Here is a 15878-nt window from a genome sequence, read left to right as displayed (position 1 = left end):
GCCCCCCATGCAAAAAGCCCCCGCTCATCGCGGGGGCTCTCCATCTCTCACCGGAAGGCGTTAAGCCTTACATGCAGTCCTTGATCTTCTGCACGTCCGGGCCATTCGGCGTCCGGCCCAGGTTGAACGGGGCCGAGGCGTCGCGCCACTGGGCGTAGTCGTTCAGGTACTCCAGCATCGACACATAGACCTTGGCCGAGTTGGGGTTCTCGCACGCGACCTCGACGATGACCTCGTTGGCCATCTGCTGTACTTTTGCCAGGGTCTCATCGTCATAGCGGTTGATCTCGACCGCCTCGTCGAACTTGGCATAGGCTTCGGTGGCGCGCTTTTCGGTGAAGGCCAGCGACCACATCATCGTGGCATCCGCCGCGATCTGCAGCTTCTCGCGGGTCTCTTCGCTCAGCGCGTCCCAGCTTGCCTTGTTGATCATCACGCCAAAGACCGACGCCGACTGGTGCCAGCCCGGGGTCGCCCAGTATTTGGTGACCTGCTGGAAGCCCGCGGACCAGTCCACGTTCGGGGTCGAGAATTCGGCACCGTCGATCACGCCGCGCTCAAGCGACTGATAGATCTCGCCGCCCGACATCGACACCTGATTGCCGCCCAGCTGCTCCAGCAGTTTGCCCTGCTCAAGGCCCGACAGGCGCAGGCGCTTGCCCTGCAGATCTTCGAGCGAGGTGATCGGCTCGTTCGTGCGGAAGCCGGATTCGTTGTTGGTCAGGCCGTAGGGCAGATAGACCATACCGAACTGGCCGTAGATCTCGTCATAGATCTCAGCGCCGCCCCATTCCTGGATCCAGTTGGCGTAGTCGACTGCGTTGAACAGCGACGGCGTGGTGGCCAGCGCCGAGAACGCGGCGTCACGGCCCGCCCAGTAGCCCGGCCAGTCGGCGCCCGCCTGCACGGTGCCGGATTCGACCGCGCCAAAGACTTCGCCCGCCGGCACCAGCGATCCGCCCTCGAAAAACTCGATGGTCAGCTCGCCCTTGGTCAGCTTGTTCGCCAGGTCGACGAAATGCTTGTCGGTCTCGATCAGCTCCAGCGACGAGGGCCAGGTCGTGGTCATGGTCCAGGTTTCCTGCGCCATCGCCTGCCCCGCGAATGCGGCGCTGGCTGCGGCGGCCAGAATTGTCAATTTAGTCATGCTTAATTCTCCCTGTGGTTAGCATCAGTTTCCGTAAAGAGCGCTTGGCAGCCACTCCACCAGTGGCGGGAAGGCAGCAACCAAGACGCACATCGCGACGATCAGCCCGATGAAGGGCAGGACACCGCGGATGATATGGCCCGTGCGCACCTCTTTTGGCGCGATGGCCCGTAAGTAGAAGAGCGCGTAGCCGAAGGGTGGCGTCAGGAACGAGGTCTGCAGCACCACGGCCATCAGCACGACGAACCACAGCAGGCTGACGCCCTCCATCTCCTGCACGATGGGCAGGAAGATCGGGAAGGACAGCAGAACGATGCCGGTCCAGTCAAGAAACGCGCCAAGGATGAAGACGATGAACATCATCATCGTGATCAGCATCCACGGCTCCATGTCGAGACTGCGGATGATCTCTTGCGTGGCGCGCAGCCCGCCGGTGATGTTGAACACCCCAGTAAAGGCGGTGGCCCCGACGACGATGAAGAGGATCATCGCCGAGGTGCGGCCCGTCTCCAGCATGGCGCTGTAGAAGGTGCGCCAGTGAAAGCGCTTGCGAATGATGACGATCAGCAGGGCAAGGCCCGCGCCTATGGCCGATGCCTCGGTCGCCGTCGCGATCCCGGCCAGAAGCGAGCCGAGGATGCCGAAGATCAGGACGAGGGGCGGCAGCGCCTCGACCACCAGCATCCGCAGCAGGGCGGGGCGGCTGATCTTTTCGTCCTGTTGGACGGACGGCGCCAGATCGGGCCGCACGACCGAGATGATATAGACATAGACCGCGTAGCTGAGGCCCAGCAGAACACCGGGGATCATCGAGCCGGCAAAGAGATCGCCCACCGTCAGCGGCGAATAGCTGGCCATGAGGATCAGCATGATCGACGGAGGGATGAGGATGCCAAGGCAGCCCGAGGCCGCGATGACGCCGGTGGTCAGCGTGGGCGCATAGCCATATTGCAGCATGGGGCGCAGGGCCATCACGCCCATCACGGTGATCGACGCGCCGATGATGCCCGTCGTGGCGGCCAACAGGATCGAGATGAAGACAACGGCCAAAGCAAGGCCGCCCCGCACGTTGCTGAGCAAAAGGCGCAGCGCCTCGAACATGCGGTCGGTGACGCCTGAATCCGATAAGAACCTGGCCATCAGGACGAAAAGCGGGATCGCGATCAGCGTGTAATTGTCCAGCACGTCGCCAAAGACGCGGTTGATGACGATGCCCAGCACCATCGTCTTGCCGGTGATGATGGCCGTCAGAACGGCTGTGCCGCCCAAAACGAAGGCCAGCGGGTGCCCCATGAACAGGCCCGCCAGCAGCAGGCCGAACATGAGAAGTGCAATCAGTTCAGGATTCATCAAATCGCCTCTTCGGAGGTGGTGTCGACGTCGAGGATGACTTTCAGCACCTCCGCGATGCCTTGGATCAGCAGCAATGCGGCCGCCACGACCATCGCCATTTTCAGCGGATAGACCGGCATCTGTATGGCGCCATAGGTCGTCTCGCCCTGGTTCCACGACTTCATCGCGAAATCCCACGAGCGGGTGGTGAACACATAGGTGAAGGGAAAGAAGAAGATCAGATAGCCCAGCACGTCGATGATGCGCTGCCATCCGCGGCTGAAATTCTCGGTCACGATATCGACGCGCACATGCGCCTTGTGGCGCAGCGCATACCCGCCCAGCATGACGAAGTAGAACCCGAAAAGCTGCTTGGACACGTCAAAGGCCCACCGCGTCGGGTCGCTGAAGGCGTAGCGCATGACGACGTCGTAAATGATGATCCCGGCGAAAATGATCGCAACAACAGAGACAATACGTCCGACCACCTCGTTCAGGGCGTCGATGACGCGAATTATACTGTGCATGTCTGGTCCATGTTTATGTCCTCCTGCCTGCAGCATCCCGGCCCGGCGCTCGAAAGCGCGGCAACAAAAAGGACAACGCCGCGCGCCCTCCTCCGGCCACGCGTCTGCTGCAACGTCCATACCCTCATGCTTTCGGTGCACGATTGCAAGGCTTCTGCGCGGCCTTCCGGGCAGGTAACGTAGCGGCACCCCGCCGATGCCGGCCGCGAGGGGCTGTTTGCTGCAAAAATAGGCAGTTAGGCGGGATGCGGCGCGCCTTGGCGGGCAGGCGCACGCCCCAGAGCGCCTGCCGTTTTATCTTGATGCCTCTGGCCTGCTGGCCTATCTGCGGGGGCAGATTTGTGGCGCCCCGGCGCCGCGACCCCCGGCTGACCCGAAAGGCGCGCGCCATGACCCTTCATCGCAAATTAGACACCGGCCTGATGGTCATCATCGTCGCCACGTTGGTGGCCACCGTCATACTCGCCTTCGCAGCGCCCGACTACTTCACGCTGACCTTCGCCAAGGAGGACGGGCTGGTCGAATACGGCACGGCCCTCTTCCTGCTGGTCGCCAGCATCGTCATGGCGATCCACGCCACGTCGCTGTGGCGGCAGGGCCGGCGCGGCGCAGCTGTGATGACCGCCATCTACGGTCTGATGTTCTTTGTGGCGGCGGGCGAGGAAGTGTCGTGGGGTCAGCGCATCATCGGCTGGGAATCCGGCGAGTTCTTTGTCGAGAACAACAAGCAGAACGAGACGAACCTGCACAACCTGATGGTGGGCGATGTGCATCTGACCAAATCGCTTTTCGGCCCGGTCCTGACCATCTGCATCCTGCTCTACCTCGTGGGTCTGCCGCTGATCTATCCCAAGGGCGGGCGCATCGCCGCGCTGGCCGACAGGTTCGCCGTGCCGGTGCCGTGGCTGAAGCATGCCGCCATCGCACTGATCGCCAGCATCATCATTGCCGTGCTGGATGCAGACCGCAAATGGGAGGTCTACGAGCTGATCTTCAGCCTGCTGATCGTGTCGATCTTCCTGCTGCCACAGAACCGCGACGCGACGCGCTAGAGAATCTCGTCCTCGTCAAAGAGGGGCGCCGCGTCCATCTGCGCCGCGACGCCGTCCGAGGCGAACTCGCCGCGCGGCGTGCTGGCGATGTGGAACAGCGCCTCGCCCTCATAGACCACCGGCATGTTGCTGCGCCCGATGACGATGCCCGCCTCGTCACAGATCAGCTCGGCCTCGGCCTCGCCGAAGGGGTCGGTCACCGCGCCCAGAACCGTGCCCGCCTCGACCGCGTCGCCGGTGGCGCGATAGCCGCGAAAGAGCCCGCCCGCAGGCGCGCGAAACCAACGCGAGGCGCTGCACATGACGGTGGCCGCGCGCGGCCTCGGCACGCCCTTTTGCGCCACCATTCCCAGCGATTGCATCACCCGCAGGATTCCCGCCAGGCCCGAGCGTGATGCCAGCTCGTCAAAGCGCAGCCCCTCACCGCCCTCGTAGAGCAACACGTCGACGCCCGCCTCCTCGGCGGCCATGCGCAGCGATCCCTCGCGCAGCTTGGAATTCAGCATGACGGGCGCGCCAAAGGCCCGGCCCAGCGCCGCCAGCCGGTCATTGCCCGGCGTCAGGCGGATCTGCGGCAGGTTGGAGCGGTGGACAGCCGCCGAATGCAGATCGATCCCCACATCCGCGCGCATCACGATCTCGCGCATGAAGATATCGGCCAGCCGCGACGCCATCGAGCCCGTCGCGCCCCCCGGAAAGCAGCGGTTCAGATCGCGCCGGTCGGGCAGGTAGCGGGCATTGTTCAGAAACCCGTAAGTGTTGACGATGGGCACCGCCAGCAAAGTGCCCGCCAGCCCGCGCAAAGGTGCGGCGCGCAGAAGGCGGCGCACGATCTCGACACCGATCACCTCATCGCCGTGGATCGCGGCCGAGACGAACATCACAGGCCCCGGTTTTCGCCCGTGCACCACATGCGCCGACAGGTTGACCGGCGTGTGATCCGACAGCGTGCTGACTGGAATATCGACCGTGCGCCGGGTGCCGGGCGCGATGCTGTGGCCCGCGATCTCGAAAGGCTGATTGTTCGGCATTGGCGCGCCTCTTGGCTGGGTTCGACATGGCGATAGGCGGTTTGCCCGGCTCTGTCCACTTGCATGATCCCGGTCGATTTCAAGAGGGGCGCCACAAGCGGCATCACAAAAAATGATGGCCTTCGTCAAATATCTGCTACGATTCGCCGCAGTTGCCGCTTTTTACGCGCAAAGCAGCGCCGGTGACTGCGCCGTTGCGGAACGCGGTGGCGATGGTGGCAGGCATAAAAACAGGAGGAGACGGGACAATGACAACGAAACTGGTGGTGGGCCTTGATGGTCACGCCTCGGGCGAGAGGGCGCTGACATATGCGCGCCGCCTCGCCGAACTGATCGGAGATTGCGAGCTAGTGGTGGCCTATATCGTCGAATGGTCGCCCTTCTCGTTCCAGACAGCCGAGGAAAACGAGCAGCGCCACAAGCGCCGCGAGGACGAGATCAAGACCGCGATGGAGCGTGTGGTCAATCCGGCGGTCAAACAGCTGAATGACGCAGGCCTGAAGGCGCAGGGGCTGGTCAAGCACGGCGATGTGTCCGATGCCCTGATGGCGATAGCCAAGGACACCGGCGCCGAGCAGATCATCGTCGCGCGCGCCTCCGAAGGCGGCTTTGCCAAGCGGTTCTTCGGCAGCTCCACCTCAAACCTCGTGATGAGCTCTCCTGTGCCCGTCACTGTTGTCAGCTGAAGGGGACAGATCATGAAACTCATCCAACAGGCCCTGATCGCCGCCGCGGCCATCGCCGCGCCGGCAGGCGCGATTGCGCAAGAGACCCTGACGCTGGACGCCCGCGTCAACGAAGCTTTTGCCAACTTTACCGGCCCCTTCGTCAACCTGATCTTTGCGCCCTTCCCCGGCACCACCTTTCCGTGGATCGTGATGTGGCTGGTCGTGGGCGCGTCGATCTTTACCCTCTATTTCGGCTTCGTTCAGTTCCGTTTTTTCGGCCACGCAATCAAGCTGGTCAAAGGCGACTATTCCGATCCCAATGACGCGGGCGAGGTCAGTCACTTTCAGGCGCTGACCACAGCGCTGTCTGGCACTGTGGGCCTTGGCAATATCGCAGGCGTCGCGGTGGCCGTCGGCATCGGCGGGCCAGGCGCGACCTTCTGGATGATCCTTGCGGGCCTTCTGGGCATGGCGTCGAAGTTCACCGAATGCACGCTGGCGGTGAAATACCGCAATGAATATCCCGACGGCACCGTCTCGGGCGGGCCGATGTACTACATGAAAAAGGGCTTTGCCGAGCTGGGCCTGCCCGGCGGTGGCTTTCTCGCCATCATGTTCTCGATCTTCTGCATTCTGGGCGCACTGGGCGGGGGCAACATGTTCCAGGCCAATCAGGCCCATGCGCAGATCGCGGGCATCGTGGGGGATTATCCCGGCTGGATCACCGGCGTCGTCTTTGCGGGCGTGGTCTTTGCCGTCATCGTCGGCGGGATCAAGTCCATCGCGCAGGTCACCGAAAAGGTCGTTCCCTTCATGGGCATTCTCTATGTGGGTGCGGCGCTCGTCATTATTCTAGCCAATTACGACCAGATCGGCGCGGCCTTCGGCCAGATCTTTGCCGGGGCGTTCACCGGCCTTGGCGTAGCCGGCGGCCTAGTCGGCGCGCTGATCCAGGGCTTCAAGCGGGCGGCGTTCTCCAACGAGGCGGGCGTCGGTTCGGCGGCCATCGCCCACGCGGCGGTGCGCACGAAAGAGCCGATCACCGAAGGCTTTGTCTCGCTGCTGGAGCCGCTGATCGACACGGTCGTGATCTGCACCATGACGGCGCTGGTCATCACCATCTCGGGTCAGTTGATCATGGATGAGGCGACGGGCCGGTTCGTGCTGAACGAGGCGGGTACGGCCATTGCCACGGTGGGCGACACGAGCGGCGTCGCGCTGACCTCAGCGGCGTTCGGATCGGCAATCAGCTGGTTCCCCTACGTGCTGGCCATCGCGGTGGTTCTCTTTGCCTTCTCGACCATGATCTCCTGGAGCTATTATGGCCTCAAGGCATGGACCTACCTCTTTGGCGAGGGCAAGACATCCGAGCTGACCTTCAAGATCATTTTCTGCGTCTTCATCGTGATCGGTGCGGCGGCCAGCCTCGGCCCGGTTATCGACTTCTCGGACGCGGCAATCTTCTCGATGGCGGTGGTCAATATCTTTGCGCTCTACTTCCTGATGAAGCTGGTGCGGCGCGAGCTGAACAGCTACGCGGGCCGGCTCAAGTCGGGTGAGATCAAGGAATATGCCCACTGATTTCGGACCCTATCACTGAACCGGAGAGCACCCGCGCCTTGGCGCGGGTGTTTTCGTTTTGAGTATTTGAAGAACAGTGAAAGAGCTTGCCCGCACAGGCGGGTGAGGTAGTAGATTGGCCCTCATGACAGAATCCAGCTTTGCCCACCGCCTTGCCGTGCGCAGCGCGCTGCCGCGTCTCAGCGCAGGCACACGCGCGCCCGTCAATATCGGCTTTCTGGGCCCGCTCAGCGGCCCGGTCGAGAGTTGGGGCCTGCCGGGCCTCAATGGCGCGCGCATCTGGGAGGATTGGCTGAACGCTGCAGGCGGCCTTTTGATCGACGGGCAGCGGCATCCGGTGCGCATTCATGCCTTCGATTGCGGCTATGACCCCGACCATTCGATGGAGGGCGCGCGCCAGATGGTCCAGCGGCACGAGGTGTCGCTGTTGATGATGCTGGGGGGCGATACGTTTACTCCGGTGCGCGATTTCCTGATGCGCTCCAAGGTGCTGACCTCCACGCTGCTGCCGTCAGACCTGACGCCCGACACCCCGTGGCTGATCGCACCGAGTGAGTTGCACCCGATCTATACGGTGACTGGTGTGGATTGGCTGGCGCGGGCGCGGCCCGAGCTGAGGACCGCGGCGATCTGCAGCCAGACCGACGCGCTGGGGCTGCCCTCGCTGGCCACCTATCGCGCGGCGTTCAAGGCCGCCGGGATCAAACTGGCCAAGGAGGTGCAGTACCCGCCCCAAGAAACGGACCCCGCCGCCATCGTGGACGCGATGCTGGAGAGCGCGCCGGATATTCTCTGCTGGTCCACCAGCTATGCGCCGATGGTGCACGCAATGACCGAATACGCCCATGCGCGCGGCTTCTCCGGCCAGATCGTGTCCTGCACGCTGGACAATTATCCGGCGCTGGTGGCGCGGACATCGGCGGAGTTCATGGAAGGCACGGTCTTTCAGTTTCCCGATTTCGACGATCCGATGCTGCGGGAAAAGGCGTTCTTCTTCAACCAGCCGGATATGTTCTTTGAGGAGTATAACCGCCGTTTCCCGGGTAGCTGGAGCGCGGTCAGCTGGGAATATGTCGCGACGCTGGAAATCTGGCAGGCCGCCGTGGAAAAGGCCGGCAGCCTTGCGCCCGCCTCTGTGCTGGCCGCGATGAAGCAGCTGGGGCAGGTCACCCATGCGTTCGGCCCGGCGCAGTGGTGGGGTGAGGAGATGTTCGGCATTTCCAACGCGCTTGTCGGCGATTGGCCGGTTGTGACGGTTCAGGGGGGCAAGGCGCGGATCACCGAGTTCGGCTCGATCCCCGAATGGCTGGACCGGCATGGCGGGCTGCTGCACGCCGAAATGTCCGATCTGGGCCAGCTTTGGGAGCAGCGTCTGGTCAATGGCGGATGGGCATTTGCAGGGGCACAGGGGCAAGTGTGACCATGCCAGGCAGGGTACCGAAGGAGGCGCCGGCGCTGATCCGGTTCAGAAATTGGTCCATTGACGCAGACCAGACGCCCAAGCCCCGCTGTCACCCAACCCCCTGATACTCAACGTATAAAGGCGCTGAACAATCAGGCAGCGCGCGGGGCGGCGCATAATTGGTTCAAATAATTGCACCACAAGGCAACAAAGTTTCTTGCTTGTGAAAGAGACGCGCTGCTACGCTTTGATCGAGACCGCTCTGCCGCGTCCTTGGGCCCCGATCAAACCGGAGCGCATCCGGGTGCGGGGCGACGCCCGTCAAAGCGCGCCTTTTTCGGTCTCCAAGATATGTGCCGCGCCAAAATTGCGGCCTCAACATGGGAGAAACCAGATGATTTCCAAGATTATGGCCCGCGGCCTCACGCGCCGCACCTTTCTGAAAAGCACTGCCATCACCGCCGCCTCTGCCGCCCTGCCCAGCATGTCGCTGGCCGCGGGCGAGCCGATCAAGATCGGCTTTCTTGCGCCGCTGACAGGCGCGGTCGCCGCATGGGGCAAGCCCGGCCTTGATGGCTGTCAGATCTGGGCCGAGCGCGTGAATGCCGAAGGCGGCGTCGATCTTGGGGGATCGAAACACCCCATCGAGTTCGTCAGCTACGACAACGAATACGATCCGGCCAAGGCCCGCACCGGCGCGACCAAGCTGATCCGCGAGGATGGCGTCAGCTTCATCATGATGCTGGGCGGCGACACATGGCCCGGCGTGCAGCCGGTGGCCGACAAGACCGGGATGCTCTTCTCGACCCTCCTGCCCTCGGATCTCAGCCCCGACAGCACCACGCTGGTCGCGCCCGCAGAGGTGCACCCGATCTATGTCGTGACGGGCGTCGATTATCTGGCCGACACTTATCCGGATGCCAAGACCGCCGTGATCTGCGCGCAGGACGACGCGCTTGGCCTGCCTTCGGTCGCGACCTATCTGGCCGCCTTCGAGGCGCGCGGCATCGAGATGCTGGAAGAGCCACTGCTCTTTGATCCGGCCACCACCGACTTTGCGCCGATCGTCACACGCCTGATGTCCAGCAATCCGGACATCATCTGCCTCGACACCTGCTATTCGGACTACGTGCATCCGATCTGCGAGCAGCTGTTTCAGCAGGGCTACGAGGGCAAGCTGATCAGCGCAACCGCCGACTTCTATGACCAAATGATCGCCAAGACGTCCAAGGAATTCATGGAAGGCTTCATCTTCCAATTCCCGGATTTCGACGATCCGGCGCTGGCCGGCGACAATATCAACTTCAAGAACGCGAACGAGTTCTACCAGACCTATTCCGAGCGGCACCCCGGCGAATGGGGCGCGGTCAGCTGGGAATATGCGTCGATCATGGACCTTTGGAAGGCTGCCGCGGAAAAGGCTGGCAGCGCCGAGCCCGATGCCGTGATCGAAGCCATGAAAGAGGGCGGCACCGGCGAGCATGCCTTTGGCGACGCGGTCTGGTGGGGGACCGAGCTCTTTGGCATCGACAACGCGCTGGTCGGCGACTGGCCGGTCGTGGTGATCGAGGATGGCAAGGCCGTCATCAAGGGCTTTAAGTCGATCCCGGACTGGTACGATCAGCACGGCGATCTGCTGATCAAGCACATGCAGGCCTATAACCAGATGTACGATCAGCGCGGCTGATCGCATGTCTGCGAGGCGCGGCGGCATCCTTTGCGCCGCGCCGGTCCTACCCCCCTTTCATTGAGAGTGCACTCCATGCTGGACCCTTCGCTTTTGGCCCAGACCGGCCTGAATGCCGTCTATGCCGCAAGCTACATCTCGCTCGTGGCGGTTGGCCTCGTGCTGATCTTCGGCGTGATGGGCGTCATCAACTTCGCCCATGGCGAGCTTTTCATGGCCGGCGCCTACGTTGTTGTCGCCGTTTATGCCGATATGCATATGCCCTTCTTTCTGGCGGTCGTCGTCGGGCTTCTTTTCGTCGGATGCCTTGGCCTCTTGATGGAGCGGGCGCTGTTCAGGCCCTTGCGCGACAATCCCCTTGGCGGGCTGGTGGCCTCGATCGGCTTCCTGATGATCCTTCAGGCGCTGGCGACGATGGGCTTTGGCGTGCGGATGGAATTCATCCCCCCGGTCACGCAGCATGTCGTGCAACTGGGCGAGGGCATCAGCATCCCGCTAGCGCGGGTCTATGTGATCATCGCCGCCGCGCTGCTGCTTTCGGCGCTTTGGTATTTCCTGAAACGCACCCGGTTCGGCTGGGCGCTGCGCGCGTCGGCGCAGGATCCGCAGGCGGCGGAGCTGCAGGGCATTTCCATCGCGCAGACGGCCAAGATTGCCATGTTCATCGGTGCGGGGCTGGCGGGTATCGCGGGCGCGCTGACCGCGCCGCTGGTGTCGGTCAACCCACATATGGGCCATTCGGTGATCGTGACCGCCTTCATCGTCATCATCGTCGGCGGCGTCGGATCGCTCGAGGGGGCGATCATCGCGTCGATCGTCTATGCCTTCGTCCACACCTTCGTGACCACCTTCTACGGCGGGGTCATTGCCGATATCACCGGCCTCACCCTGATGCTGCTGGTGCTGATCGTGAAACCGACCGGCCTCTTCGGGAGTGCCGACCGTGCTTAAAGCCCTGATCTGGATCGCCTTCGGCGTCGCCCTTCTGGCCCTGCCCCACGGCCTCAGCTTCTCGCAGCAGGAAATCCTGGTGTTCCTCACCATCAACATCCTGCTTGTCACCTCCTACCGCCTGCTGACGCTGACCGGCGAATGGTCGCTGGCGCATGTCGTCATCATGGGTGTCGGCGCCTACGCCAGCGCCCTCCTGACCAAGGAGCTTGGCGTCTATGTGCCCGTCGCCATGCTGCTGGGCGGGCTTGTCTCGGCGCTGATCGCGGTTGTTCTCAGCTTCCCGCTCTTTCGCATGAAGGGCTTTTACTTCCTGATCGGCAGCTTTGCCGCGGGCGAGATCATCCGCCTTCTGTGGAAGCATTTCCGCGAGCCCTTCGGCGGGGCCAAGGGCCTCAAGGGGATCGACCCGATGCCCGACTTCTCGATCGGCATCTATGATTTCGATTTCTTCGAGCCGGTCAGTTACTTTTACTTTGCCGGGTTCATCGTGGCGATCTGCCTCTGGATCCTCTGGCGGATCGAGCGCAGCCCGGTGGGCCTCACCTTTCATGCCGTACATTGGCAGGACAAGCTGGCCGAAGCATCGGGCGTGAACCTGCGCGCCTACCGCACGCTGGCCTTTGCCGTCGCCAGCGGGTTTGCGGGCATCGGCGGCGCACTTCTGGCGCATTATATCGGCACGATCAATCCGGGCAGTTTCGATCTGGACTATATGGTCTTCGTGCTGACATGGGCCATCGTCGGCGGCACCGGCACCTTCTACGGCCCGATCCTGGGCTGTATCGTGCTGACCATCCTCAACGAGGTGGTCCTGCGCGAAATGGGCTTTGAGCAGATGCGCCCGCTGATCTACGGCGCGATCCTGATTGCCTCGATCCTCTTCCTGCCCAACGGGCTGGAAAGCATCGTGCAGAAATTCACCCGGCGCCGGCGCGATCCCGCCAAGGAGGAGGCCAAGTCATGAGCGATTTTCTGAAAGTCGAGGATCTGACCATGCGCTTCGGCGGTCTTGTGGCTGTCGATGCGCTGAACTTCACCGTTCATCACGGCAGCATCCACGGCCTGATCGGCCCGAACGGCGCGGGCAAGACGACCACGTTCAACATGATCTCGGGCTTCTATACGCCCACCTCGGGCCGCGTGCTCTTGCGCGGCGAGGATATCTCGGGGCTGAAGATGCATGAGGTCGCGCGCCGCGGCGTGGTACGCACGTTCCAGCACTCGACGCTCTTTGCGGAACTTACCGTGATGGAGAACGCGTTGGTCGGCACGCATATGCCCTTCCGTCCCAACATCTTTGCCGCGATCGTCGGCTGGGATGCCGAGGACCGGCGCGGCGCCGCGGCGCGGGCGGGCGAGGCGCTGGAATTCTTCGGCCTCGATCACCTCAAGGAGGAGCGGGCAGGCGATCTCAGCCACGGGCACCAGCGTGCGCTCGGCATGGCAGTGGCCTATGCCAGCCACCCGGACCTCATGCTGCTGGACGAGCCATTCACCGGCATGAACCCCGAGGAGACGCGCCAGATGATGGACCTGATGCGCCGCCTGCGCGAGGCCGGGACAACGATCCTGCTGGTCGAGCATGACATGCAGGCCATCATGGGCCTGTGCGATACCATTACCTGCATGAGTTTCGGCAAGTTTCTGGCCGAGGGCGGACCCAAGGAGATCCGCAATCATCCCGCCGTGATCGAGGCCTATCTGGGGGGTGCGCGCCATGTTGCTTGAGATGACGGGCATCTCCGTGAACTACGGCAAGATCAATGCGATCCGCGACATTTCGATCAAGGTGCCCGAGGGCAAGATCGTCACCATCATCGGGGGCAACGGCGCGGGCAAGACAACCACCTTGCGCGCCATGTCCGGCATGGTCCCGATCACCAAGGGCGAGATCACGTTTCAAGGCAAGCGCATCGACGGGCTGCCCGCCTCCAAGGTAGTCGCGCATGGCATGGCACATGTCCCCGAGGGGCGGCGCATTTTCCCCAACATGACGGTCGAGGAAAATCTGCGCACCGGAGCGTTCCTGCGCCGCGACAAGGACGGGATCGAGAATGACCTCGAGGACGTGTTCAAGCGCTTCGAGCGCCTGCGCGAGCGGCGGCGCCAGCGCGCCCAAACCATGTCGGGCGGCGAGCAGCAGATGCTCGCCATCGGCCGCGCGCTGATGTCGAAACCGCGCCTATTGCTGATGGACGAGCCGTCGATGGGCCTTGCCCCCGTCATCGTCGAGGAAATCGCGCAGATCATCGAGGAGATCAACGCCCAAGGACTATCGGTCGTGCTGGTCGAGCAGAACGCCGAGCTGGCGCTGGAGCTGGCCGATTATGCCTATGTGCTTGAGACCGGAAATTGCGCAATGGAGGGGCCCGCGAGTGAGCTTCACGACAACGAGACGGTCCGTGCCGCTTACCTGGGCATTTAAACGCAGCGATCCCGAATGGGCTTTGGCGCAGAAATCCGGCTGGAGCCGCGGTGACCTGATGTGGGAGCGGCTGATGGAGGCAGGATGCGAGGCCTTCGCCGCCGGGCAGATGGCGCGCGCCGGACGGCTATTCTTTGCCGCCGATGCGCTGGCTCGGGGGCGGTTCGCCGAGGACGATCTGCGCCGCGCCGCGCCCTTGGCCGCGCGGGCGCTGCTGCGCCAGGCACGCGGCAAGGATGCGAGCGCGCTGATCGCCGAGGCGCAGCGCATCTGGCAAGGCGCGCCGGGCGCGATCGCGGCGATGGAGATCAAGCCGCGCATCCGCTCCTCGCTCTTTCACCTGCGGATGGAGGCCAAGCATCGCGGCCAATATCAGGACAACCTGCGCCTGCGCCTTGGGCGCATCACGGAGGAAACCGCCGAGACATTGGCGAGGCTGGGTGATGGCCCCGCACCGCACCGCCACTTTGCTCGCTGGCGCGGCGAAAAGCCCAGCGTCTTCGACGGCACACGCAAGGTCCTGTCTGCCGCCTTGCTGATCCCTGACGCCGGGCGCTGATCGCGGCTCTGGCACCTGCCGCCAAAGCGGTTAGGATGCGCGCGAAATTTTGACGAGGCGCATGTGGCAGACAATCTGAAAGTCTTGGTGGTCGGCAGCACGGGCCGCGTGGGCCGGATGCTGCGCCATCACTGGCGCGCGAACCCGCCGCGCGGGCTGACACTGATCCAACAGGCGCGGCAGGGCGGCGACGTGACGTGGTCCGCCGAAGACGGCGCCGAGGCGCTGGCCGCGCATGGCCCATTTGACCGGCTGCTGGTGCTGGCAGGTGCCACCCCCGCCCCCGGCGCGGACATGGGGCAGAACGCTGCCGTCGCGCGGATATGCCATGCGGCAGCGGCCCGGATGGGCGCGGCGCATATGCTGCTCGCCTCCAGCTCGGCGGTCTATGGCACGGCGCTGAACCGCCCCTGCACGGAGGACGACCGCCCCACCCCCACCAGCCCCTATGGCGCGGCCAAGCTGGAGGCCGAAAGGGCCGTGCGTGGCGCCGCGCCGCCTGTCTGCGCCCTGCGCATCGGCAACGTCCTCGGCGCGGATGCGCTGATGCTGAACGCCGCGCGCGCCAGCGATGCAGCCCCGCTGATTTTGGACCGGTTCGCCGATGGCCAAGGCCCGCGGCGCAGCTATATTGACCCCGCGACACTGGCCCGCGTGTTGGAAACGCTTTTGCATCTCGGGCCGGCCCTGCCGGAGACACTCAATATCGGCGCGCCCCGGCCTGTCGCGATGCAGGCGTTGCTGGACGCATCGGGCACGCCCTACAGGATGCGGCAAGCGCCGCCCGGTGCCGTGCAGACCATCACGCTCGATTGCGGCGCACTGAGCGCACTGCACCGGTTCGAACCCGAGGCATCCTCGACCCCACATATGGTGGCTGAATGGCAGCAACTGAGGGATGCGCCATGACGCCCTTCAAACGCTTTTTCGACTTCATCTCGGCCATCGTGCTGGGCACGGTCCTCTTGCCTCTCACGCTATGGGTGGCCGCGCTGATCCTCATCCGCGACGGGCGGCCCATCTTTTACGTGGCCGAGCGGATGAAGACGCCCACCAAGTCCTTCGGCCTGATCAAGTTCCGCACCATGACCATCGTCGAGCGTGACAGCGGCGTCTCCGGCGGCGACAAGGCGGCGCGGCTGACGCGCACGGGCAAGATGCTGCGCGCCAAGCGGCTGGACGAGCTGCCGCAGATCCTGAACGTGCTGAAGGGCGATATCAGCCTTGTCGGCCCGCGCCCGCCCCTGCGCACCTATGTCGAGCGGTTCCCGGACATCTATGTCGAGGTGCTGAAATCGCGGCCCGGCATCACCGGCCTCGCCACGCTTTATTTTCATCAGCACGAGGAATACCTGCTGTCACGCTGCACCGGCGCAGAGGAGACGGATCGCGTCTATGCCGCCCGCTGCGTGCCCCGCAAGGCGCGGATCGACCTCATCTATCAGCGCAATCGGTCCTTCTGCTACGACTGGGAAATCATGCTGAAAACGGTGTTCAAGCGGCTGCGATAGCC

At 63.6% G+C, this 15878-nt stretch carries 16 protein-coding genes; 12 read left to right on the top strand and 4 right to left on the bottom strand.

Translation table 11 applies throughout. From position 1 onward, the window contains the following. Positions 1-67 precede the first annotated feature (67 nt). The 3 genes from dctP to ACEWPL_RS04140 are packed head-to-tail and all read right to left on the bottom strand — an operon-like array spanning position 68 to position 3006. Positions 68-1147 (bottom strand): TRAP transporter substrate-binding protein DctP, encoded by a 1080-nt coding sequence (dctP, locus tag ACEWPL_RS04150; RefSeq protein WP_393933513.1) that lies wholly within the window; start codon positions 1145-1147, stop codon positions 68-70. Positions 1148-1171: 24 nt separating this feature from the next. Further along, the gene (locus ACEWPL_RS04145) at positions 1172-2497 is read right to left on the bottom strand and encodes a TRAP transporter large permease (RefSeq protein ID WP_393933511.1); all 1326 of its coding nucleotides are present in this window, start codon (positions 2495-2497) and stop codon (positions 1172-1174) included. Beyond that, positions 2497-3006, bottom strand: coding sequence for a TRAP transporter small permease subunit (locus ACEWPL_RS04140; RefSeq protein ID WP_393933509.1), 510 nt, complete (start codon positions 3004-3006; stop codon positions 2497-2499). The genes ACEWPL_RS04145 and ACEWPL_RS04140 overlap by 1 nt, the downstream gene beginning before the upstream one ends. Positions 3007-3395: 389 nt before the next feature. On the opposite strand from ACEWPL_RS04140, the gene ACEWPL_RS04135 reads away from it, so the two are divergent. Then, positions 3396-4058, top strand: coding sequence for a hypothetical protein (locus tag ACEWPL_RS04135; RefSeq protein WP_393933507.1), 663 nt, complete (start codon positions 3396-3398; stop codon positions 4056-4058). On the opposite strand, the gene ACEWPL_RS04130 is transcribed toward ACEWPL_RS04135, so the two are convergent. After that, positions 4055-5089: a succinylglutamate desuccinylase/aspartoacylase family protein gene (locus tag ACEWPL_RS04130; protein ID WP_393933505.1), complete on the bottom strand. Its 1035-nt coding sequence runs from the start codon at positions 5087-5089 to the stop codon at positions 4055-4057. The genes ACEWPL_RS04135 and ACEWPL_RS04130 overlap by 4 nt on opposite strands. 248 nt (positions 5090-5337) lie before the next feature. Between ACEWPL_RS04130 and ACEWPL_RS04125 the strand changes: the two genes are divergently transcribed. From ACEWPL_RS04125 to ACEWPL_RS04075, 11 genes are all read left to right on the top strand, one after another. After that, a complete protein-coding gene (locus tag ACEWPL_RS04125; RefSeq protein WP_393933503.1) occupies positions 5338-5775 on the top strand; it encodes a universal stress protein in 438 nt (145 codons plus the stop codon). 12 nt (positions 5776-5787) lie between these two features. Beyond that, complete coding sequence (locus ACEWPL_RS04120; protein ID WP_393933501.1) at positions 5788-7338, top strand: alanine/glycine:cation symporter family protein; 1551 nt, start codon at positions 5788-5790, stop codon at positions 7336-7338. Positions 7339-7462: 124 nt separating this feature from the next. Beyond that, positions 7463-8758 (top strand): ABC transporter substrate-binding protein, encoded by a 1296-nt coding sequence (locus ACEWPL_RS04115; protein WP_393933499.1) that lies wholly within the window; start codon positions 7463-7465, stop codon positions 8756-8758. 376 nt (positions 8759-9134) lie between these two features. Beyond that, the gene (locus ACEWPL_RS04110; protein ID WP_393933497.1) at positions 9135-10427 is read left to right on the top strand and encodes an ABC transporter substrate-binding protein; all 1293 of its coding nucleotides are present in this window, start codon (positions 9135-9137) and stop codon (positions 10425-10427) included. Positions 10428-10502: 75 nt separating this feature from the next. Further along, a complete protein-coding gene (locus tag ACEWPL_RS04105) occupies positions 10503-11378 on the top strand; it encodes a branched-chain amino acid ABC transporter permease (RefSeq protein ID WP_393933495.1) in 876 nt (291 codons plus the stop codon). Beyond that, on the top strand, positions 11371-12345 hold the full coding sequence (locus ACEWPL_RS04100) for a branched-chain amino acid ABC transporter permease (RefSeq protein ID WP_393933493.1): 975 nt from the start codon (positions 11371-11373) through the stop codon (positions 12343-12345). The genes ACEWPL_RS04105 and ACEWPL_RS04100 overlap by 8 nt, the downstream gene beginning before the upstream one ends. Then, a complete protein-coding gene (locus ACEWPL_RS04095) occupies positions 12342-13109 on the top strand; it encodes an ABC transporter ATP-binding protein (protein ID WP_393933491.1) in 768 nt (255 codons plus the stop codon). The genes ACEWPL_RS04100 and ACEWPL_RS04095 overlap by 4 nt, the downstream gene beginning before the upstream one ends. Next, a complete protein-coding gene (locus tag ACEWPL_RS04090; protein WP_393933489.1) occupies positions 13099-13806 on the top strand; it encodes an ABC transporter ATP-binding protein in 708 nt (235 codons plus the stop codon). The genes ACEWPL_RS04095 and ACEWPL_RS04090 overlap by 11 nt, the downstream gene beginning before the upstream one ends. After that, positions 13784-14365, top strand: a complete 582-nt coding sequence (locus tag ACEWPL_RS04085) for a tetratricopeptide repeat-containing protein (protein WP_393933487.1) — start codon at positions 13784-13786, stop codon at positions 14363-14365. Before ACEWPL_RS04090 ends, ACEWPL_RS04085 begins: the two co-directional genes overlap by 23 nt. A 63-nt stretch (positions 14366-14428) precedes the next feature. Continuing rightward, positions 14429-15274: an NAD-dependent epimerase/dehydratase family protein gene (locus tag ACEWPL_RS04080; RefSeq protein ID WP_393933485.1), complete on the top strand. Its 846-nt coding sequence runs from the start codon at positions 14429-14431 to the stop codon at positions 15272-15274. Next, on the top strand, positions 15271-15876 hold the full coding sequence (locus tag ACEWPL_RS04075) for a sugar transferase (RefSeq protein ID WP_393933483.1): 606 nt from the start codon (positions 15271-15273) through the stop codon (positions 15874-15876). The genes ACEWPL_RS04080 and ACEWPL_RS04075 overlap by 4 nt, the downstream gene beginning before the upstream one ends. Positions 15877-15878 lie beyond the last annotated feature (2 nt).

Source organism: Roseovarius roseus, assembly GCF_043355935.2.
Taxonomy (GTDB): Bacteria; Pseudomonadota; Alphaproteobacteria; order Rhodobacterales; family Rhodobacteraceae; genus Roseovarius; species Roseovarius roseus.
The sequence above is the reverse complement of the archived record's forward strand: the minus strand, read 5'-3'. Positions and strand labels throughout refer to the sequence as shown.